This window comes from Mycolicibacter heraklionensis (genome assembly GCF_001021505.1).
In the GTDB taxonomy this organism is placed as follows: domain Bacteria; phylum Actinomycetota; class Actinomycetes; order Mycobacteriales; family Mycobacteriaceae; genus Mycobacterium; species Mycobacterium heraklionense.
In genome coordinates this window covers 20,707-41,953 of record NZ_LDPO01000025.1, presented here as the reverse complement: position 1 = coordinate 41,953, position 21,247 = coordinate 20,707, and the positions used below count along the sequence as shown (strand labels likewise).

The 21,247-nt window shown below is 69.8% G+C and carries 16 protein-coding genes and 1 pseudogene; 5 read left to right on the top strand and 12 right to left on the bottom strand.

The window, feature by feature from the left end:
* Positions 1 to 6 precede the first annotated feature (6 nt).
* From ABW16_RS20945 to ABW16_RS20910, 8 genes and pseudogenes are all read right to left on the bottom strand, one after another.
* Entirely contained in the window at positions 7 to 1,227 is a 1,221-nt protein-coding gene (locus ABW16_RS20945; RefSeq protein ID WP_047321120.1) for an N-acetylmuramoyl-L-alanine amidase, read from the bottom strand.
* A gap of 167 nt (positions 1,228 to 1,394) precedes the next feature.
* A complete protein-coding gene (gene trxA / locus ABW16_RS20940) occupies positions 1,395 to 1,724 on the bottom strand; it encodes a thioredoxin (protein WP_047321119.1) in 330 nt (109 codons plus the stop codon).
* Positions 1,721 to 2,722: a thioredoxin-disulfide reductase gene (gene trxB / locus ABW16_RS20935; protein WP_047321118.1), complete on the bottom strand. Its 1,002-nt coding sequence runs from the start codon at positions 2,720 to 2,722 to the stop codon at positions 1,721 to 1,723. Before trxB ends, trxA begins: the two co-directional genes overlap by 4 nt.
* Before the next feature lie 100 nt (positions 2,723 to 2,822).
* Positions 2,823 to 3,215 carry a hypothetical protein gene (locus ABW16_RS20930; protein ID WP_052957031.1) on the bottom strand — a complete coding sequence of 131 codons (393 nt, stop codon included), beginning with the start codon at positions 3,213 to 3,215 and terminating at the stop codon, positions 2,823 to 2,825.
* 176 nt (positions 3,216 to 3,391) lie between these two features.
* Positions 3,392 to 3,952, bottom strand: a pseudogene (gene sigM, locus ABW16_RS20925) (RNA polymerase sigma factor SigM); the annotation flags it as partial.
* 64 nt (positions 3,953 to 4,016) lie between these two features.
* Positions 4,017 to 7,397 carry a murein biosynthesis integral membrane protein MurJ gene (gene murJ, locus ABW16_RS20920; RefSeq protein ID WP_047321117.1) on the bottom strand — a complete coding sequence of 1,127 codons (3,381 nt, stop codon included), beginning with the start codon at positions 7,395 to 7,397 and terminating at the stop codon, positions 4,017 to 4,019.
* On the bottom strand, positions 7,394 to 9,700 hold the full coding sequence (locus tag ABW16_RS20915; RefSeq protein WP_047321116.1) for a hypothetical protein: 2,307 nt from the start codon (positions 9,698 to 9,700) through the stop codon (positions 7,394 to 7,396). The genes murJ and ABW16_RS20915 overlap by 4 nt, the downstream gene beginning before the upstream one ends.
* Positions 9,701 to 9,756: 56 nt before the next feature.
* A complete protein-coding gene (locus ABW16_RS20910; protein WP_200900698.1) occupies positions 9,757 to 10,521 on the bottom strand; it encodes an NUDIX hydrolase in 765 nt (254 codons plus the stop codon).
* A gap of 199 nt (positions 10,522 to 10,720) precedes the next feature.
* On the opposite strand from ABW16_RS20910, the gene ABW16_RS20905 reads away from it, so the two are divergent.
* From ABW16_RS20905 to ABW16_RS20895, 3 genes are all read left to right on the top strand, one after another.
* On the top strand, positions 10,721 to 12,175 hold the full coding sequence (locus tag ABW16_RS20905) for a CCA tRNA nucleotidyltransferase (RefSeq protein WP_047321114.1): 1,455 nt from the start codon (positions 10,721 to 10,723) through the stop codon (positions 12,173 to 12,175).
* Positions 12,176 to 12,200: 25 nt separating this feature from the next.
* Complete coding sequence (locus tag ABW16_RS20900) at positions 12,201 to 12,731, top strand: hypothetical protein (protein ID WP_047321113.1); 531 nt, start codon at positions 12,201 to 12,203, stop codon at positions 12,729 to 12,731.
* A gap of 130 nt (positions 12,732 to 12,861) precedes the next feature.
* Positions 12,862 to 13,725 carry a PE-PPE domain-containing protein gene (locus ABW16_RS20895; RefSeq protein WP_233424833.1) on the top strand — a complete coding sequence of 288 codons (864 nt, stop codon included), beginning with the start codon at positions 12,862 to 12,864 and terminating at the stop codon, positions 13,723 to 13,725.
* A gap of 210 nt (positions 13,726 to 13,935) precedes the next feature.
* On the opposite strand, the gene ABW16_RS20890 is transcribed toward ABW16_RS20895, so the two are convergent.
* Complete coding sequence (locus ABW16_RS20890) at positions 13,936 to 14,709, bottom strand: TIGR03084 family metal-binding protein (RefSeq protein WP_047321111.1); 774 nt, start codon at positions 14,707 to 14,709, stop codon at positions 13,936 to 13,938.
* Between the two features lie 5 nt (positions 14,710 to 14,714).
* Positions 14,715 to 16,001 carry an MFS transporter gene (locus tag ABW16_RS20885; protein WP_109519701.1) on the bottom strand — a complete coding sequence of 429 codons (1,287 nt, stop codon included), beginning with the start codon at positions 15,999 to 16,001 and terminating at the stop codon, positions 14,715 to 14,717.
* 128 nt (positions 16,002 to 16,129) lie between these two features.
* On the opposite strand from ABW16_RS20885, the gene ABW16_RS20880 reads away from it, so the two are divergent.
* Entirely contained in the window at positions 16,130 to 16,735 is a 606-nt protein-coding gene (locus ABW16_RS20880; protein WP_046285198.1) for a YqgE/AlgH family protein, read from the top strand.
* A gap of 28 nt (positions 16,736 to 16,763) precedes the next feature.
* Here the strand turns inward: ABW16_RS20880 and ABW16_RS20875 are convergent, their stop codons facing one another.
* Together ABW16_RS20875 and ABW16_RS20870 are read right to left on the bottom strand one after the other, a co-directional pair.
* Entirely contained in the window at positions 16,764 to 17,213 is a 450-nt protein-coding gene (locus ABW16_RS20875; protein ID WP_047321109.1) for a hypothetical protein, read from the bottom strand.
* 24 nt (positions 17,214 to 17,237) lie between these two features.
* Positions 17,238 to 18,185, bottom strand: a complete 948-nt coding sequence (locus ABW16_RS20870; RefSeq protein WP_082134252.1) for an LpqN/LpqT family lipoprotein — start codon at positions 18,183 to 18,185, stop codon at positions 17,238 to 17,240.
* A 183-nt stretch (positions 18,186 to 18,368) separates the two neighbouring features.
* On the opposite strand from ABW16_RS20870, the gene leuS reads away from it, so the two are divergent.
* A complete protein-coding gene (gene leuS, locus ABW16_RS20865) occupies positions 18,369 to 21,245 on the top strand; it encodes a leucine--tRNA ligase (RefSeq protein ID WP_047321108.1) in 2,877 nt (958 codons plus the stop codon).
* The last annotated feature ends 2 nt before the right edge of the window (positions 21,246 to 21,247 follow it).

The following is a 21,247-nucleotide window of genomic DNA, read 5'->3' as shown; positions in this document are numbered from 1 at the left end:
GCCGGGTCAGGAACCGCCGAGCTGGCCGGTCCGCTCGACCGACAGTTCGTGGGCCAGCAGTTCGGCGAACGTGAAGGTTCCGGTGGGCCGGTCGTTCTTGCCGAGCAGATACAGCCGCTTGACCGCGGCGAGCATTCCCTCGGCGATGGCGTCGCGGGTTGCCGGAGAGGCCAGCATCCCGCGATCACGCGGGCTGGTGATGTAACCGACGTCGACCTCGACGGTGGGCATCCGGGTCAGGCGCAGCAAGTCCCAGGTCCGGCCGTGTGCCCGGCAATCCTGTAATCCGGTGCGGGCCACGATCTCTCGCTGAATGAAGTCCGCGAGATTCCGGCCGATGGTGGACACCGAACCATGGGAGTTGCCGAAGTGGAACGAGGCCACACCATTGGCCGCCGGGCTGACATGGGTGGCGCAGCGCAGGCTGATCATCAGGTCGGCACCCACGGCGTTCGCGGTCGCGGCACGCTCGGCGTCCGACGGGTTGCGGCCGCTGGGACGGGACAGGAAGGTGTCCATCCCGATGGCCGTCATCCGGCCTTCTAAACGACTTGCCAAGTCCCACAAGATATCTGCTTCACTGATCGGTCCCGACGGAGTCTGGGTGATCAGCCCGTGGTCACGACCGCCACGGCCTGGGTCGATGACGATCCGCTTGCCGGACAGCCGGGGTCCGGACCGCCGCACCAATTCCTCTTCGCGGATCGCGTGGGGCGAGCCGCCGGTCACCCTCGAGGCCAGGAAGTTCAAGGAACGCAACGTTTCCGGCCCGCAGATACCGTCGGCGTACAAACCGTACTCGCGCTGATACGACATCAACGCGTTGTGCGTCTGGATGCCGAAGTAGCCGTCGACCAGCCCGGTGTAGAAACCCAGATCCTGCAGGCGGGCTTGCAACGTGGCCACGTCGTCGCCGTACATCGGCGCCCCGAACTGGTGGTTGAGGATGCGGGCGCCCAGTCGGTAGGACGCCTCCTTGAGCGCGCGGTAGGTGGCCTCGCCGATCACGCCGTCGACCAGCAGGCCACGCTGCTGCTGGAAGGCACGCACCGCTTGGTCGAGGTGGTCGTCGAAGACGTCCAGCGCGACGTGTTTGCCGGTGCTCAAGTCCGCGTCGGGGCTGTCCACCAGACCCAGCGCGGCCAGCGCTGCCCGGATTTCCACAACGGCACCGCTGCGGTCGCCGCGGCGCAGGCCCTGCTCGGTGCCGCGATGCCGACCCGACATTACTGAGCCCTCCGGTCGTCGCTGTTGGCAGTGGAGCCGTAGCTGGTGGTTGCCAGCAGATTAGCCAGAATTGTCTCAGATCCTCGGCCAATTTTCGAAAACGGCGAGGCCACAAACGGGCCCTGAGAGCCGAGACTCACAAGCCCGCCAGGCAGTGCCCGGAACCGCTAGGTGGCGTCGGCGAGCTCGCGCAGCAGGGCCGCTTTGCCCTTGGCGCCGACGATCCGCTTCACCGGCTGACCGTCCTTAAACAGGATCAGGGTGGGGATGGAGACCACGTTGAAGTCCCGCGCGGTGTCCGGGTTGGCGTCCACGTCGAGCTTGGCGACGGTGAGCTGGTCAGCCTGCTCGGCGGCGATCTCCTCGAGCACCGGGGCCACCATCTTGCAGGGGCCGCACCAAGTCGCCCAGAAGTCCACCAGCACGGGCTTGCTGCTGGCCAGGACGTCGGCGGCAAAGGTGGCGTCGGAGACGGTCACCGTGGCGTGGTCGGTCATCGGGGTGCTCCCATCAAGGTTTCGGTACCGGTGTCGTGGGCGTCGGCGGTGTCGGCCGCATCTTCGGATTCTGCCAGCCAGCGTTCGGCGTCGATGGCGGCCGCGCAGCCGGTCCCGGCGGCGGTGATCGCCTGCCGGTAGGTGCGGTCCACCAGGTCGCCGGCCGCGAATACCCCCTCCAACGAGGTGCGGGAGCTCGGCTGCTCGACCAACACGTAGCCGTCCGGGTCCAGGTCGACGGCTCCGCGCACCAGCGCCGAGCGCGGGTCGTGGCCGATCGCGACGAACACGCCGGTCACCGGCAGGGTGGTTTCCGCGTCGGTCTTGGTGTCACGCACCCGCAGCCCGGTCACCGTCGCCTCGCCCTCCACCGCCACCGGCACGCTATTGGTGAGGAACCGGATCTTGTCGTTCTCGCGGGCCCGCTTCAACATGATCTTCGAGGCGCGGAACTCTTCGCGGCGGTGCACCAGGGTCACGCTGCGGGCGAAGCGGGTCAAGAAGGTGGCCTCCTCCATGGCGGAGTCGCCGCCGCCGATCACCGCGATGTCCTGGTCACGGAAGAAGAACCCGTCGCAGGTGGCACACGAGCTCACCCCGCGGCCGAGCAGTTCCTGCTCACCGGGGATGTTCAGGTAGCGGGCCGCGGCGCCCATGGCCAAGATGACCGCCCGGGCCCGGTGCGTCTCGCCGTCGGCGGTGACGACGGTCTTGACCGGCCCGTCCAGCTCCACCGATTCGATGTCCTCCATGCGCAGGTCAGCACCGAAGCGCAACGCCTGCTCGCGCATCTCATCCATCAGCTCCGGGCCCATGATGCCGTTGCGGAAGCCGGGGAAGTTCTCCACCTCGGTGGTGGTCATCAGCGCGCCGCCGAACGCGGTTCCCTCGAACACCAGCGGGGCCAGTTGTGCCCGGGCGGCGTAGATGGCGGCGGTGTACCCGGCCGGGCCGGAGCCGATGATGATCACATCGTGGGTGGATGGTGTCTCAGACATCGAGGGCCATTTCTTCTCGGATCCGCTCGGGGATCTTGGTCACTGGGGCTAGCAACGTCAGCGTAGGCGGCGATTGTTCCCCGAACCTCGACGGACGGGTCTAGGGGCGCCGGACGGTCGTGTCGGCCAGCAGTCCGGTGTCCGCGGAACTGCAGTGCGGAGCCACCGCCAAAGCGATGATCGTGCCCTCTGGCGTGCCCGGCAGCAGCAGCACGACGCCGGAGTGACCGTTGACGGTGACCTCACGGGCCCCCAGGACGTGCGTCGAGGCCGGGTAGCCCAGCCCGGCCAGGCAGCCGGCCCGCCGTGCCGGGTCGGCCAGCGGGCCGTACTCGGGGCGCCGGTCCAGTAGCTCGAGAATCTCCGGTTCGGACAGTGGCAGCACCGCCGTGGGCGCGGACGCCACCGTTATGGCGTCCAGGGAGCGGGGGCCGCTGGGAGTGTCGCCGGGGAACCGGATCAACGCGGCGGTGCCGACCCCGATCGCGATCACCGCGGCCGCACCACCGGCCCAGGCGGCGATCCGGCTGAGCGAGGGGAGGGGCCGGCTGGAGTGCGCTGGTGGCCCGGACTGGGCCCGGGACTGTTCGTCGCCCGCATCGATTGGCATGCCGCCGCTTCCGCTCGCTCTGGTAACCCGCCCTCAGGCGCCAAGGCTATCCGGCCGCGGGCCGGCGAGACCGCAGCGCCGGGCCCGGGGTGGTGGGATCGCCCGAGCAGGACGGCCAGCCGAGCGCGGCCCCGGGCGCAGCGACTCTTGACGGTGCCCGGTGCCACGCCGAACGCGTGGGCGGCATCAGCCACCGAATAGCCCTGCATGTCGACGGCGACCACCGCGGCACGCTGGTCGGCGGGCAACCGGCGCAATGCCGCGTGCACTTCCAGCGCGGTCTCTACCTCAGCGGTGCGATCACCAACGACGGCGTGGGTGACGAGCAGCTCGGTGGAAGGAACCCTGTTGCGGCGCAAGCGGTCCAAGCAGGCGTTGATCACGATCCGGTGCAGCCAGCTGCTGACGGCGGCGTTGTGGCGAAACGAGCCCGCCGCCCGATGCGCCGACAACATCGCCTCCTGCAGGGCGTCCTCGGCCTCTTCCGGGCATCCGGTGGTGAGCCGGGCCAACCGCCGCAGCCGGCGGTGGTGGCGGCCATAGAGCTCGCCGAAGGCGTAGCGGTCACCGGCGACATGCGCGGCCAACAGCTCGGCGTCACTGCGATCCGGGTGCCCCATGGGCGGACAGTAACCAGCGTCGTCGTCGCCGGCACTTCACCCAAAGGACTTGTGCACAGCCCGGTTAGGAAGCCCCCTGCACGGTGATCTCGGAGATCTGGGTGCGGCTCTCGCCTCCGGTGTTGCCCATGGTGGAGATCCACACCAGCAGGTTCGACGTCGGGGACGCCGAGTCGGCGGTGATCTTGTTGGAACCGGGCTGCAGCGCCTTTGCCGGGGCCAGCAGGGTGGTGTCTTCGAGCCGCGAGGGCTTCGGGGTGGGCGCGGAGCGCAGCTCCACTCGGGTGCCGGTGCTGGACACGTTGAGTGTGACGGTGCCGATCACCGTGGGCTTGGGCAGCTGCAGCATCAGCCCGACGCCGTTCTTGAAATTCGGGAACGGCACGGAATCCGAGTAGGTGTCTGTCGACCAGGCGGTGGCCGGGTTTCCGTCGATCGCCAGACCGGCGTCCTGGGGCCGGTCCGCCTCGCCGCCGGGGGAGAAGACCGTCACCTGCACCGGCTTCACGATGCCGCTGGGGCCGGACGCGCCCGGCTGCGACGACGCCGAGGGGCTGCTCAAGCCCAGTTCGGTCTTGTCCAACCCGTTGACGTCGCCGAAGATCCGGTTGAGCACCGAGGCCAACACCAGCAGCGCGACCAGGATGACCGCCCCGCCGATGCCCAGGCCGATCAGCACCCGGCGGCGCCGCTCGGCCCGCGTCTCGGCGTCTGGTGGTACCGGTGCCGGACGCGGCGCGGGCGGCTCGTCGCCGACCGTGCCCAACAGCTCGGTCTGCTCGTGCAGGGCGGTGGCCTGCTGCAGCAGGTTCGACAGCGTGGATGCGCCGCGGATCCCGCCGTCGGGCTGGATCGCGTGGCTGGCCGCTGCCGCGATCTGGAACGGGATGTCGGGGTTGATCGAGTCGGGTTTGACCGGGTTGCCGGTCTCGTCCCGGTCCGCGGGTTCCAGCCCGACGTCGGCCCCGGCATCGGGCAGCGGCCACCGGTTGACCAGCAGCGCGTACAGGGTGGCGCCGATCCCGCGGATGTCGTCCTCGGGCTTGGTGTCGGGCAGCGTGGCGGGGAAGGCCAAGGTGACGTCGCCGTCGATGCTGACCCGGACCCGCGCCGGGTGGTCGATCGACAGTGCCACGCCGCTGTGGTGCGCGGACTCGGCGGCGCTGGCCAGCGACCGGATCGCACGGGCGGCGCCGATCGGCGACGGCGACGTGCCGGCCACCTCCTGCAGGGAGGCGCCGCGCACCCATTCGGAGACCACCAGCCCGCCCGCCCCGATGCGCACCACGTCGAGTACGCGGGCGATACCGGGCAGGTCGATCTGGCTGAGCCGCTGGGTGCGCGACAGGATGCCGGTGAGCTGGTCGTCGGGCATGGTCTGATTCGGGTCGACGAACGTCAGGGCCACCTGGCGGTCCAGCGCGGTGTCCAGTGCCTGCCAGAACTGCAGCACCGGGGTGCCGCCGTGGCGTACCAGCAGCCGGTAGCGGCCGCCGGCGATGCTCAGGCCCGGTGTCAGCAAGCTGTCGTTGCTGGCTGACTCGGGGGCCTCGGCGGCCCGCTGCGGCTGCTGCGGAGCAACGGTCCGCGACGCGGCCCGAGACCCGGCGCCTTCGGAAGGAGTGTTGGCCACCTCCGCGCCTTTCGGTGTCCAGCCACCGGCGATGTGCTCCGGCGGCGTGTGCGCGGCGGGATCGTTCGGCACGTCCCCGCCGGCTGTGGGCAAACGGTTGTGCTCAGCGTACGGGACGGCGAGATCGGGAGAAGGCGGGTTCGGCATGCCGGACGGGGGCCGGCCCCCGCCGATTCTGCGGCGCACCGCGGCCAGGGCGGCGACGGCCTCGGGCACCTCGGCGCGCACCATGACCGCGCCGATGATCGGCAGCATCACCACCGTCATCACCAGCAGGCGCAGCATCGATCCCGCTGCCCCGTGGTCGGTCAGTGTCCGCAGGCCCAGGGCGCGATCCAGCACCTCGGCGACCAGTCCGGCCAGCAGCGACGCCGTCAGTGTGACCAGAACGGTGCGGATCACGTCCGGCCCCAACAGATCTCCACTCACCGGGCGCAAGGAGCGCCGCAGCAGCAGGTGCCCCACGATTGCCCCGGCGAGAAAGCCCAGGCCGTTGGCCAGGCCGAGGTAGGCGGCCACCAGATCCGGATTGTCGGTCAGGTGCGGGGCTGCCACCGACGCGACGATTTTCACCGCGGTGATCACCACGATGATGGCGATGGGAGTCCACGGCTGTTCCCGGGCGTAGAACACTCGCAGCTGCAGCAGCACCATGGCGTAGGGGATGAGCGTGAAGGCCGACATGGCGACTGCGGCGCCCAGATATCCCGCGTCGACGTTGCCGAAGTTGCCGTAGGCGAACAGCGCGCTGCCGATCGCCGGGCCGCCGACGGTCATCAGCGCCACGATCGGAATGAGGGTGATCATCATCAGCCGGGTGGCCAGGGACAGGTCGGCCAGCACCGCGGGGTCGTCGCCGGCGGCGGCGTTGCGGCTCAACCGGGGCATCACCACGGTCAGCACCGTCACGCCGATCATGCCGAACGGCAGCTGCAGCAATAGCCAGGTGTAGTAGTAGATCGCCGGGCCGGACGCGGCAGCGGTGCTGGCGATCTGGTTGGTCACCACCAGGCCGATCTGGCTGATCAGCACGTAGAGCACCATCGCCGACGCCATGGTGCCGAAACGCTTGAGCCGGTCGTCGATTCCCCACAGTGGGCGCAGGCTGATCCGCTGCCGCCGGATCGCCACCAGCAGAACGGCGGTCTGGGCGACGACGCCCGCCGTGGTGCCCAGGCCGAGCACCAGCAGCTTGGCGTTGCCCATCCGCACCGGGTCGACCGACAGTTCCCCCGGCACCAGCAGGTAGGCCACCAGGGTGGCGATCGCGACGACGTTGTTGACCACCGGCGCCCAAGCCGGTGCCCCGAAGATGTTGCGGGTGTTCAAGATCGCCATGAACACCGAGGACAACCCGTAGCAGATCACCTGCGGCAGCAGCAGATAGGCGAACGCGATGGTCAGCGGCTCGTTGACCTGTGGGTCGCCGCCCAGCATCAACCGCACCAGCAGCGGCGCCGCCGCCACCGAGATCACGGTGGTGGCCAGCAGCAGCGCGGTGGCCAGCGTCACCAGCCGACGCACGAACGCCGCGCCGCCGTCGGCGTCGTCGCGCTCGGCGCGGGCCAGCACCGGCACGAAGATCGCGGTGAACGTCGCCTCCAGCACCAGGGCGGCGATCTGATTCGGCAACTGGTTGGCCACCGAGAAGGCGCTGGACAGCGCGGCGCCCAGGATGGCCGCCAGCAGCACCACCCGGATGAACCCGGTGATCCGGCTGACCAGGGTCGCTAACGCCATCCCCCAGGAGCGCGACACCACCGCGGCGTCGGTCAGCTCGGGGCGCGCGGGTTGCTGGGCCGGCGGGCTCACCGGGCACCGCCCGGGCCGGCTGGGGGCGCGGGCAGGTCGGCGCGGTCGGGCTGGCCGCGGAAGCGGTGCCAGAGCCGGCGCCCGGTCAGCACCGTCAGCGCCGCCGCGGCGGTCATGGTGATCAGGAACAGCACCATGCCGTAGGCGTTGGAATGCACCGAGAGCCGCACGGACTCGCCCAGCGGCAGACCGTCGGGGGTTTGCAGCGCTGCGTCGACGACGAAGTGCTGGTTGACGCGCACCTCGACCGGGACCCGCAGCGGCAGATACCCCGGCGGCAGCTCCAATTCCCCGACGTCGGTCACCGTCATTCCGGGTGGGGCATCGACGTGCAGCCGCACCCGGATCGGCACCGCCAGGTCATTGCGCAGCGCAAGCGGCAGGGGGCTGTGCTCGGTGGCCAGGGTGTAGGAGTCGGCGGGGTTGACGATGGTGACCGCGCCGATCAGGTCGGTGACGGTGTTGCCGATGATCGCCAGCCGCTGCGCCGCCAGGCCGTTGCGGACATCGACCGGCTCGGACTGGGTCAGCGCGCGCAGCATGCCCTCGGCGAGCGGCGCCGTGTACGCCTCACCGGTCAGGCCGGTGCGGGCGTCGGTGGTCAACGCCGAGGTCAAGGCGGTCAGCCGGCCGATGTCGTTGGCTACTGCGCCGAGCACGTCCGGGCTGAAACCGCCCGCCGGCTGCTGGGCCGGCAGCGGGTGCTCGGGTTGGGCTGTGACGTCACGCGATTCGGCGAGCACCGTGGTCAGCGGCCGGGCCACGGCCAGCCCGGAGCGCAGTGCGGTGGCCAAGGTGGTCAGCACCGCCTGGGCGTCGTCGGCCCGGGGCTTCCAGTACGCCGGCGGCATCAGAATCTCGTCGCGTGGCGCGCCGGGGCTGTCCGGGGATTCCAGTCCGCGCCACAGCATGGAGCCCAGGGCGTCCTGGCGACGGGCCAGCGCGGAGTCGTGGCGAAGCCGGACGGCCAGCGAGGTGTCCTGGTAGCTGGGTGCGAACGGGTCGGTGCCCATCGCCGCCAGCGCGGCGCCGACGGCGGGGTCGTAGGGCACCGACACCAGGTGCGGGGACAGTCGCCGCGGGGTGACGTCGGCGGTGGCAGAGGCGCCCGCCACCGAGTCCTGGGCCGCACAGTCGCCGGCGTTGATCACCACCGCTGTGCCCTCTGAGCCCTGCGCACTGATCAGGTCCGCGGCGCCGGTCGTGAGCCGGCCGTCGCCGAGCAGGACCGCGCCACGGGTCGAGGTCACCTCGAGGATGCGGTCGACGATGTCGGCGGGCTTGTGCACGGCGATCTCGTTGAGCCGCGCGTCGCCCACCCGCGCCAGCGCGTCCAGGTCGGCCTGCGCGTACGGGGTTGCCGTGACACAGGTGTGGTGCGCCAACCGCCGCAGCCGTTCCAGCCAGGTCCGGGCGGCGTCCCGGCCGGTGCCCGGGTGCGAGGTAGCGCTGTCGGGGGAGTCGGCGACCACGTAGCCGTTGGTCATCGCGTTGACCGTGACCACCAGGTCGGGGTCGATGGCCAGGCATAGCGCCCGGTTGACCACTCCGTTGGCGTCCACCGCGGGGCTGGTGGCGAATTCGGCGGCGGACAGCAGGGCGTCGAGGCGCCCGCCCGGAGCCAGTGATGTCGCCAGGTCGTCGTCGGTGAGCCGAACCGGCAGGGTGCCGCCGGGCGCTCCGGGTGTCAGCCGGGGCCGGTCGGCCAGCGGCCAGAACATGGTGAGCCGCACCGGCTGGGAGATGTCGGGTGCGACGGCGCCGGCGGGCAGCTCGGAGTCCGGGTCGGGTTTGGGCAGGCCGGTCACCGGGAGCAGGAAGCGGGCGTCGTCGAGACGGGTCGGCTCGCCGTAGTCGGGTGTGCCGTTGACGTTGACCAGCACCGGATAGATGCCGGGGCGGTCGACGTTCAAGGCCGGCTCGCTCGCCGAGCGCAGCGGCGCGGTCAGCGTGAAGCGGGCTTCCTGACCGCGCTGTAGTTCGGCGGCCACCGTGCTGAAGGCGCCCACCGCGCGGTACTGGTCGTTGGCTCCGCTGAGGTTGGTGCGCAGGCCCGCGGAGGAGGCGACGGCGCCGGCCTGCTCGAGGCGCACCATCACATCGCGGACCGGTCGGTCGCCGACGTTGCTCACCGTGCCGGCGACGGTGACCAGCGGGACGCTGGAAGTGGTGACGACCTCCGGGGTGACGCGGTCGATGCGGATCTGGACGAACGGCGCCACGTCGGGTTCGCCGGCGGCGACGTGCGGGGAGGCGCCACCGAGCGCCGTGCCGAGGGTCATCAAGAGGGCGGCCACCACCATCGGGAGGGCCGCCAACCGCCTCGGCAAGGGACCCCCACCGCTTCGTCGCGTGCGGGTCACGGGTCCAGCCTGCGACCGTTCTTCGGGTCCGGCGAGTTCTCGCCTGCGCGAGTACGGCGGGCGCGGGAATGCGTCTGCGGGCGTCGCCAGGGTGCGGTCACCGGCAGGGGCGGCAGGGCTGCCGGACCGTCGGCCTGCAGTCGGTCGATCAATTCGTCGGCGACCAGCGCCAACCGTCGTTCGTCGGCGTAAGCCAACCGGGACGGCAGCTCCCGGATCGGCACCCACGCCACTTCGGCGACCTCCATGTCGTCGTCGCACAGCTCTCCGCTGGCGAACCGCATCAGGTAGTGGTGCACGGTCTTGTGCACCCGGCGGCCGTCGGTGACGAACCAGTAGTCGATGCTGCCCAGCGCGGCCAGCACGCTGCCCCGCACGCCGGTCTCTTCGGCGACCTCGCGGATCGCGGTCTGTTCGGCGGTCTCACCGACCTCGATATGTCCCTTGGGCAGCGACCACAGCATCCTGCCTCGCCGGTCGACGCGGCCGATGAGCGCCGCGACCTGTTCTTCCCGCGGGCCGTCGATGCCGTCGACGACAAGCCCGCCCGCGGAGGTCTCGTGCACGGTGCGCAAGCGTTCCGGTCCGTGTCGCGCGGTGCGCGGCCGGCGCTGGGCGACACGCCCGGGGGTCGCGTTCGCGCTCGGGGAGCCCTCGGTGGCAGGAGTTTCGGCGTGGTTGATTTTCGGGCCAGACGTGCGTCGACCACGACGCCGCCTGCGGCGCCGTCCCGAATTGGCTTCTCCGCCGTCGGCCGACACCCATGTGATAGTAGCTGGCACGCGCGGGCCGACCTGCCTCCCTCGCCGGTTCCCCGCGTCGCCCGGCTTCGCCGGGTTGAGTCCGCCGAGTGTGCGGAATTGTGGGCGCGGCCCGCGAAAAACCTACGAAACCGCACACTCGGTTGCGGGCGCCGGTGCAGGGGGCCTCGGCCAGCCCCACCGTCTAAGCTCATCGAACGTGCCTGAAGCCCATCAAGACGCCGACCTGCTGACCACGGCGGCCGTCGCGCTGAACCGGCACGCCGAACTGCTGAGCGGCCTCGGCGCGATGTTCGCCGAAGCGGGCCAGGAGCTCTACCTGGTCGGCGGATCGGTCCGCGATGCGCTGCTGGGCCGGCCGAGCCCGGATCTGGACTTCACCACCGACGCGCGCCCCGAGCAGGTGCAGCACATTCTGCGGGGCCGGGCCGACGCGATGTGGGACACCGGCATCGAGTTCGGCACCGTGGGGGCAACCCTGGGCGGTCAACGCGTGGAGATCACCACGTTCCGGGCCGACAAATATGACCGGGTGACCCGCAATCCCGAAGTGCGCTTCGGTGATTCGCTCGAGGTGGATCTGGTGCGCCGCGACTTCACCGCCAACGCGATGGCGGTCCGCATCACGTCGGCCGGGCCGGGGGAGTTCCTCGACCCGCTCGGTGGGCTGGCGGCGTTGCGGGACCGGGTGCTGGACACACCCACCGCACCGCAGGATTCCTTCGGCGATGACCCGCTGCGGATGCTGCGCGCCGCCCGGTTCGTTTCCCAACTCGGGTTCACGGTGGTGCCGCGGGTGCGCGCCGCGATCGAGGACATGGCGTCGGAGCTCGGCCGGATCACTCCGGAACGCGTGGCCGCCGAATTGGACAAGCTGCTGGTGGGAGCTGACCCGGTGGCCGGTCTGGATCTGATGGTGGCCACCGGCATGGGCGATGTGGTGCTGCCCGAAGTCGGCGGCATGCGGATGGCGATCGACGAGCATCACCAGCACAAGGACGTCTACCAGCACTCGCTGACGGTGCTGCGTCAGGCGATCGACCTGGAGGACCCTGGTCCCGAAGGCGGCCCCGATTTGGTCCTGCGCTGGGCGGCGCTGCTGCACGACATCGGCAAGCCGGCCACCCGCCGCCACGAAACTGACGGGGGCGTCAGTTTCCACCACCACGAGGTGGTGGGCGCGAAGATGGCCCGGAAACGGATGCGCGCGCTGCGCTACTCCAAGCAGATGATCGACGACGTGTCCCAGCTGGTCTACCTGCACCTGCGGTTTCACGGCTACGGCGACGGCAAGTGGACCGACTCGGCGGTGCGGCGCTACGTCACCGATGCGGGACCGCTGCTGGGGCGGCTGCACAAGCTGGTCCGGGCCGACTGCACCACCCGCAACAAGCGGCGCGCGGCGCGCCTGCAGGCCAGCTATGACCAGCTCGAGGAACGCATCGCAGTCCTGGCCGAGCAGGAAGACCTGCAGCGGGTGCGGCCGGACCTCGACGGCAACGAGATCATGGCGCTGCTCGACATTCCGGCGGGCCCGCAGGTGGGACGCGCGTGGAGCTATCTCAAGGAGCTGCGCCTGGAGCGTGGGCCGTTGACCCGCGAGGAGGCGACGGCCGAGCTGCTGTCGTGGTGGCAGACCCAGGGGAACCGATAGCCGCAGCGCCGCGTCTGAGCAGGGTATGGACTACTGCCTGGGTGACGGTGACGGCGCGGCGACGATGTGGACCGGCCCTGCCGACTTGGATCTCGACGGGGACGGGTTGGCCGACGCCATCGGCCTCGATTTCGACGGGGACGGACTGCGCGACGACGCGCTGGTGGATCTTGACGGGGACGGGGTGGCCGACCACCTCCTGCTGGACCTCGACGACGACGGCATTCCGGAGGCCTCCTTCATCGACGACGGCTCTGGCACCTGGGGACACGGCGTCGCGGCGGGTTCAGCGGATCGATCGGGCGGGCTGCGCTGGATGGGGCTCGACGGTGTCGAGCACACCGGCGGTCCCCTGGTGGATTTCGACGGCGACGGACGTATCAGTGACCGGCTGCTGGACGCCGACGGTGACGGACGGGCCGATCGGGTGCTGATCGGCAATGGTGCGGGCGGCTATGGCTCGGCCTACGTCGACACCGACGGCGATGGGAGGTGGGACATCAAGCTCACCGACGCCGATGGTGACGGTGCCGCCGATGGCGCCACCGTGCTGTGAAACTGCCGCGAAGCGACAGCAACTGCCCAGGCTCTAGGGGTGTCGGCGAACGACGAAGCCAGAAATACTGGACGCGGCGACAGCTCTGCCTCCGTTACGACGCCCAACCGGGGAGGCACCAGTGAAGAAGATGTGGGTGGGCGCCCTCCTGGGGGCACCGATGGTGGCCGTTCCGACGGTGATCGGAGCGGCGAGCGGCGCTGCCGTGGTTCCGGACGTCGATCACCAGATCCTCGAATACGGCTTGGCCGCAGAGGCCCTGATCATGATCCCGGCGATGAATCAGGATTGGCTCGACCTGAGCAAAGACCTGTACCTGGTGCCGAACGGATTCGCCCAAGACGGAACGGCGACGTTCCTTCAGGTGCCGGAGACCTCCGACCTGAACACGAGCATCAGCGGAGCCACCCAGATCCTGGTTGACGCGATCGCGCAGCGGTGGAGCGCCGACGAGTTCAGCTCCGAAGACCCGCTGTACATCTTCGGGTATTCGCAGGCCGATGTCGCGGCGGGGCTGGCTGAAGAACAACTTCATCAGCAGTATCCCGACATGCCTTTGGACGCACTGCATTTCGTGATGGTGGGCGACAGTGCCGCAGTCGGCGGATTCTTGAGCGGATTCATGCCGACGCTGCTGCAATGGGTGCCAGAGTCGTGGCATGACGATGTGATCAACATGGTCTATCAGTTCGCCGAGATGATGCACATCGACTCGGTCATCGGCCTGGTGACCCCGAGTGATCTGTACACGACAGACATCTACTCCCTGTCCAGCGACGGCTTCGCGAACTGGGATAACGGCCAGCAGATGGCCGGCATGTTCAGCGACCACCTCGCGTACCTGGGCCTGACGCCGGCGGAGATCGCCGGTGCGACCGATGAGGTGATCGGAAACACGACCTATCACATGATCGACTCCGCCAACGTGGACATGTTCCAGGCGTTGCTGAATTCGCTCGACATGATCATGGGCGGAGTCCTGGCCTGGTTCTGAGCCGCGCGCTCATCGCTTCCGGCGCCGCGCTGAGGCGGAATCTGACGACGCGACACGCCGTGGCGGCGTCGCTGAATTCCTTGTGGGGGAGGGGTTTGCGCCTCCAGCGACCAGTGCCGTGCTGATGCGGCCGGGTCTCGCCTTCGCGCTGGCGCGCTCAGCGCCCCCGCAGTGCTGGTGCGGCCGGGTCTCGCTTTCGCGCTGGCGCGCTCAGCGCCCCCGGCCGGGAGGCCCCGCGAAGGCTTGGGCGATCTCCAACCAGCGCTGCGCATCGTCACCGTGGGCCGTGATGTCCAGGTCCGCCAGCGCACGCCGCTGCGTGACCAAAAAGCAGAAGTCCTCGGCGGTTCCGGTCACCCGTTGCTCGGCATTCACCGGTCCCCAGGCCCATACCCCGCCCTCGGGAGCGTGTAGTTCCACGCGAAACGGCTCGGCCGGCGGGGTCAGATTGTGCACGCTGAAGGCGAAATCACGGGTCCGCACCCCCAGATGTGCGATCGACCGCAACCGCGCCGTGGGGCGGCGCCGCACCCCGAGCGCGTCGGCCACGTCCAGACCGTGCGCCCAGGTCTCCATCAGCCGGGCGGTGGCCATCGAGGCGGCGCTCATCGGCGGGCCGAACCACGGCAGCTTGCGCCCGTCGGCAACACCGAGCAACGCTTCGTGCAACTTGGCCCGGGTCGACCGCCAGTCCGCCAGCAGCTCGGCCGGCGGCAGCTGGGCGAGTTCGGCGGCGCCGGCGTCGACGAATCCGGCCGGATCTTTCATCGCGTCGGTGAGTGCGGCAGCGAAACCCGCCTCGTCGACGATGGCGGTCAGCGAGAGCCGGTCGGTCCACAACAGATGGCCGATCTGATGGGCGATCGACCAGCCGGCCGCCGGTGTGGGCGTACCCCACTGGCTGTCGGCAAGGGGGGCCACCAGGGCGTCGAGCTCGTCGCTTTCGGCACTCAGATCGGCGACGATCGGTTCAGTTTCGGCCATGTTCGTTACTTTAGGCCCACCGGTTCGCGGCGCCGCCCGATGAACGCGTGCCCGGCCAAACCGGCCAGATACAGCAGGGTGCCGGCCACGATCAGCGACGGAGCCTGTCCGTCAGGAGGAATCAGCGCCGCGGCACCGGCCACGGCGATGATGAACGACACCCAGAACAGCGAATCCTGCACCGCAAAGACATGCCCGCGCAGGGCGTCGTCGACGTCGATCTGCATCGCGGTGTCGGCACACAGCTTGACCACCTGCCCGGCCACTCCAAGCAGGAAGCCGCACAGCACCAGCACCGGCAGGTACAGGCCGACGGCGGCCAGTTGGATGACCGCGGCCGCGGCCAGGGCACCGTTGGTGGTGGCGTATTGGCCCCAGCGATGCACCGCCGGCGGGGTCAGCACCGTGGCCAGAAATGACCCGGCGCCCGCCGAGGCGACGAACAATGCGGTGGTTCCCAGGCCGGATACCGTGTGCTCGCCGACATGCCGGACCAGCACCAGCACCACCAGGGTGTTGATGCCGAAGGCCATCCGGTGCGCGGCCAGTCCGGACAGGGTGGCGGCCACGGTGGGCCGGTCGCGCACCGTCCGGATGCCGTGCATCCAGCCCGTCGTCACGGCATAGAGCACCGAGCCATGGATCGCACGTTTGGTGTCGTCCGGACCGAGCACATGGGCACCGAAGCGCAGCGAGAGCACCAGCGCGATCGCGACCGGAACGGCCACCGCCGCGATGATCGATGCCGCACCGCGGTCGTCGGCACCGATCAGCCAACGCGGCAGCAGCATGAAGTTGGCGCCCAAGAAGGCCGCCACCGCACCGGTCGCGATCGCCAACGCGTTCATCGTCACGACCTGGTCGCGCGGCACCACATGCGGCAGCGCCGCCGACAGCCCGGAGGCGATGAACCGGGTGAACCCGTTGGCGATCAGCGCCGCGCACAGCACCGGCAGATCACCCGCGCCGCACGCCAGCAGCGCCGCGATCCCGAGCACCAGCACCAGCCGGGCGAGGTTGGCCACCACCAGCACCAGGCGCCGGTCCCACCGGTCTAAAAGCGCGCCGGCGAACGGCCCCAGCACCGAATACGGCAGGAACAGTACGGCGAAAGCGCCCGCGATCGCCCACGGGGAGGCGGCCCGGTCGGGGTTGAACAGCAACGCCCCGGCCAACCCGGCTTGGAACAGCCCGTCCCCGAATTGGCTGGCGGCCCGCAGTTCCAGCAGACGGCGGAACTCCGGCAGGCCACGCGCCGACCGCCACAGTGATGCCGGTGCGCGGTTGTCCACCACAGAACCTCTTCCAGACTCGGGCGGCGGCGCGGCGCCGGCCCCAAACCAGCCTACAAATATTGCGGGCCGGCCGATGTTCGGCACAGCTCAACACGAATGACGGCGTCGGGTGCCATGATGGAAAAATGGCCCAACCCGAAGACCCCGAGGACTATGTCGCGCCCGCTGCGCATCGGGTACGGGCCGGCACGCTGCTGTTGGCCAACACGGATCTGCTCGAACCCACCTTTCGTCGCACCGTGATCTACGTGGTCGAGCACAACGACGGGGGAACCTTGGGCGTGGTGCTCAACCGCCCCAGTGAGACCGCCGTCTACAACGTGCTGCCGCAGTGGTCCGAGCTGGCCGCCAAACCCAAGACCATGTTCATCGGCGGCCCGGTGAAACGCGATGCCGCGCTGTGCGTCGGGCTGTTGCGGGTCGGTGCCGAACCCCACGGTGTGCCCGGTCTCCGTCACATCGACGGCCGGTTGGTGATGGTCGACCTCGACGCCGACCCCGAGACGATCGCGCCGCATGTGGAGGGAGTCCGGATCTTCGCCGGCTATGCCGGCTGGACCATCGGCCAGCTCGAGGGAGAGATCGAGCGCGACGACTGGATCGTGCTGTCGGCGCTGCCGTCGGACGTGATGGTGCCGCCGCGAGTTGACCTGTGGGGGCGTGCCCTGCGACGCCAGCCCTGGCCCACCGCGTTGTTGGCCACCCACCCCATCGACATCAGCCGCAACTGAGCCGGCGGTCAGCGCCGCTCGAAACGCTTCAGGAACAGCCGCAGCCGCTGCCGCACCCGGAGGCCGGCTCCGCCGGCGCGGCTTCGCCGCAGCCACAGCCCGCTCCACAACCCGCCTCCTCGACGGGCGCGCTGTCACCGCAGCCGCAGCCCGACCCGCAACAGCCGGCGTCGGCCGCCGCGCCGGCCTGAGCAGACAGGCGTGCCGCGTAGCGGGCGCCCTGCCAGGCTCCGGCGGCGAGGGTGGCGAGCGCCCCGGTGATCGAGATGATCAGCGCCAGCAGTGCCATCGACGACGGGCCGGCCAGCACCAGTGCACCGCCCGCCCCCAGGATCACCCCGACGGCTACCTGGGCGGGCGCGACGGCCCGCAGCACCAGCTGCTCGGGGTCACCGGTGAGCGGGCGCACCAGCGTCCGAACCCCGAACACCAGCGACACCGCCGCCGCAACCAGGCACAACACACCCATGATCAGCATGGGTCCACAATACGAGCCGGGCCGTCAGCCCGTGGTGCCCACCTGGTGCCGGATGACGCCCGACTCCACCGGAGGGTGGGGGGCGTCGAGCGGCGGCGGGGCGGTCCCCACCTGGTGCCGCACCGTGCCCGACTGCACCGGACCGCTCGGGGCGGGGGGCGGCGGGTTGGTACCGGGGCGCTCGACGCGGAATCCGTTGATGATCCCGTCGGTCGCCGGGGCGGCACCGATCGCGCGACCTGCACCGGTGGTCACGGTCAGCGACACCAGGTAGGCCGCGTCCTCCGTCGGCACGATCACGTGGCGCCGCGACGTGTTCAGCGTCATGTCGGCATCGCGATAGGTCCCCTCGATGATCGAGGACGGGAATCCGTTGAAGTCGTCCAGGGAGGCGTTGGTGGTCTGCCAGGCCAGCAGCGACTGGCTGTCGACGAACCCGTGAGTGATCGCTTCTTTCGGGTCGAACTGCCCAACCAGCCGGTAGACCACCACTTGGGCGTTGGGGGTGTAGAGCGACCCACTGCGCCGGTCGGCGATCACGGCGAACGCGTCGGGGACGTTCGGGTCGGGAACGTGGGACCATCCCGCCGGCATCGGCAAGGTGATGTTGAACGCGTCGAATCCGGCGGGCTGTTGCGGTTCCAACTGCACCTTCTTGGCGGCGAAGTAGTCGCGCAGGGTGCCTGAGGTCGCCGGCACCAGACCGCTCGGCGGCGCGGGCGGCGCTACGGCACCCGGAGCGGCCGGTACGCCCGCGGGAGCTGGGACCGCGGGCGCCGGAGCCGCCGGGCGCGCCGCTGCCGCCAGTGGCCCGGTCACCGGCGCCCCCGCCGCCTGGGCGGGTGGGGCATAGGGGTTCGGCTGCACCGGGACCAGCGGATCAGCCGCCACGGCGGGAATACCTGCCAGGCCGGCCGCCATGACTGCGGCGCAGCCGAAAAGGAATCGCCAACGGGGCGCGGTGTTCGTCATCTCCAGGGTCCTTCCGGGGCGGGCCGGGCAGCGATGCCCTGGCCGTGAAATGACGGTAGCCAGGTGCCGGCAGCGTCGCCAGGGCTGCAACCGACCTGGAACGAAGCCCTCACCGGGTCGCAATCCAACCGATACCAAGCTGTGGCGATCAGACCGGGAAACGCCGCCCCTTACCCTGTTGAGGTGAACGAAGCCCCGACCACCCAGGGATCCAGCGACCAGGCACCCCGGCACCGCTACAACGCGACGCTGGCCGGGCGTATCGAAGACACCTGGCAGCAGCACTGGGAGCAGGCGGGGACCTTCAACGTCGCCAACCCGGTCGGCTCGCTCGCACCGACGGACGGTTCGGCGGTGCCCGCCGACAAGATGTTCGTCCAGGACATGTTCCCCTACCCGTCCGGTGACGGCCTGCACGTCGGGCACCCGCTGGGCTACATCGCCACCGACGTCTATGCCCGCTACTTCCGGATGACCGGCCACAACGTGCTGCACGCCCTGGGCTTCGACGCGTTCGGCCTGCCCGCCGAGCAATACGCCGTGCAGACCGGCACCCATCCGCGCATCCGGACCGAGGCCAACATCGAGAACTTCCGCCGGCAACTGCGGCGCCTCGGACTCGGTCACGACGGCCGGCGCAGCTTCTCCACCACCGACGTCGACTTCTACAAGTGGACGCAATGGATCTTCCTGCAGATCTACAACGCCTGGTTCGACACGAGCGCGAACAAGGCCCGCCCGATCGGCGAGCTGATCGCCGAATTCGACTCCGGAACACGCACTCTGGACGACGGCCGGGACTGGGCGCAACTGTCGGCCGGTGAGCGCGCCGACGTCATCGACGGCCACCGGCTGGTCTACCGCTCCGACTCGATGGTCAACTGGTGTCCGGGGCTGGGCACCGTGTTGGCCAACGAAGAGGTCACCGCTGATGGGCGAAGCGACCGCGGCAATTTCCCGGTGTTCCGGAAGCGGTTGCGGCAGTGGATGATGCGGATCACGGCGTACTCCGACCGACTGCTCGACGACCTCGACTTGCTGGACTGGCCGGAGAAGGTCAAGACCATGCAGCGCAACTGGATCGGACGTTCCACCGGTGCGGCGGCGTTGTTCGGTGCGGCCACCACCGACGGTTCCACGGTGGACATCGAGGTGTTCACCACCCGCCCGGACACGCTCTTCGGCGCCAGCTACCTGGTGCTGGCACCCGAGCATGAGCTGGTCGACGGGCTGACCGCCGCCGAGTGGCCGGACGGGGTGGACGGGCGCTGGACGTTCGGAGCCGCCACCCCGGCGGCGGCCGTCGCCGACTACCGCAAGGCGATCGGGGCGAAATCCGACCTTGAGCGCCAAGAGAACAAGACCAAAACCGGTGTGTTCCTGGGTAGTTACGCCACCAACCCGGCCAACGGGCAACGGGTGCCGATCTTCATCGCCGACTATGTGTTGGCCGGTTACGGCACCGGCGCCATCATGGCGGTTCCCGGACACGATCAGCGGGACTGGGAGTTCGCCGCGGAGTTCGGCTTGCCGGTGGTGGAAGTCATTGCCGGCGGCGACATTTCGGAAGCCGCCTACGCAGGCGACGGCACGCTGGTCAATTCCGGCCCGCTGGACGGCATGACCGTCGGCGACGCCAAGAAGGCCATGACGCAGCGGCTGGAGGCGCAGGGCCGCGGCTGGGCACGCATCGAATACAAGTTGCGGGACTGGCTTTTCGCCCGGCAGCGGTACTGGGGCGAGCCGTTCCCGATCGTCTACGACAGCGACGGGCGCCCGCACGCCCTGGACTCCGCGGCGCTGCCGGTCGAGCTGCCCGACGTCGGGGACTACTCGCCGGTGCTGTTCGACCCCGACGACGCGGACAGTGAACCCTCACCGCCGTTGGCCAAGGCGACGGACTGGGTGCATGTCGACCTGGACCTCGGCGACGGCCTGCAGTCCTACACCCGCGACACCAATGTCATGCCGCAGTGGGCCGGTAGCTCCTGGTACGAGTTGCGCTACGCCGACCCGCACAACGCCGAACAATTCTGCGCCCCGGAGAACGAGGCGTATTGGATGGGTCCACGGCCGGCCGAGCACGGCCCCGACGATCCGGGCGGCGTGGACGTCTACGTCGGTGGCGTCGAGCACGCGGTGCTGCACCTGCTGTACTGCCGCTTCTGGCACAAGGTGCTCTACGACCTCGGCCACGTCAGCTCGCGTGAGCCCTACCGTCGCCTGGTCAACCAGGGCTACATCCAGGCCGCCGCCTACACCGACTCCCGGGGGTCTTACGTGCCGGCCGCCGATGTCGTGGAACGCGACGGAAAGTTCTACCTCCCGGGCGCGGACGGCGACACGGAAGTCTTCGCCGAATACGGCAAAATGGGCAAGAGCCTGAAGAATTCGGTGTCGCCCGACGAGATCTGCGACAGCTACGGCGCCGACACCCTGCGGGTCTACGAGATGTCGATGGGCCCGTTGGAGATGTCGCGGCCGTGGGCCACCAAGGACGTGGTCGGCGCACATCGTTTCCTGCAGCGGGTATGGAGGCTGGTCGTCGACGAGGAAACCGGCGAGACCCGGGTGCTCGACGGCGAACCCGACACCGAGACCCTGCGGCTGCTGCACCGCACCATCGTCGGAGTGTCGGAAGACTATGCGGCGTTGCGCAACAACACCGCAGCCGCCAAGCTGATCGAGTACACCAACCACCTCACCAAGGAGCACCGCGACGGGGTTCCGCGCGCGGCCGTGGAGCCGCTGGCGCTGATGCTCGCGCCGCTGGCGCCGCACCTGGCGGAGGAACTGTGGCGTCGACTCGGCCACGACTCCTCGTTGGCACACGGACCGTTCCCGGTGGCCGACCCGGCCTACCTGGTGACCGACACCGTCGACTACCCGGTACAGGTCAACGGCAAGAAGCGCGGGCTGGTCACGGTGCCCACCGACGCGACCGACGAGGCGATCAAGGCCGCCGCCCTGGCCGACGAGAAGGTGCAGGCGTTCCTGTCCGGTGCCACCCCGAAGAAGGTGATCGTGGTGCCCGGCCGGTTGGTGAATTTGGTGGTGTGACA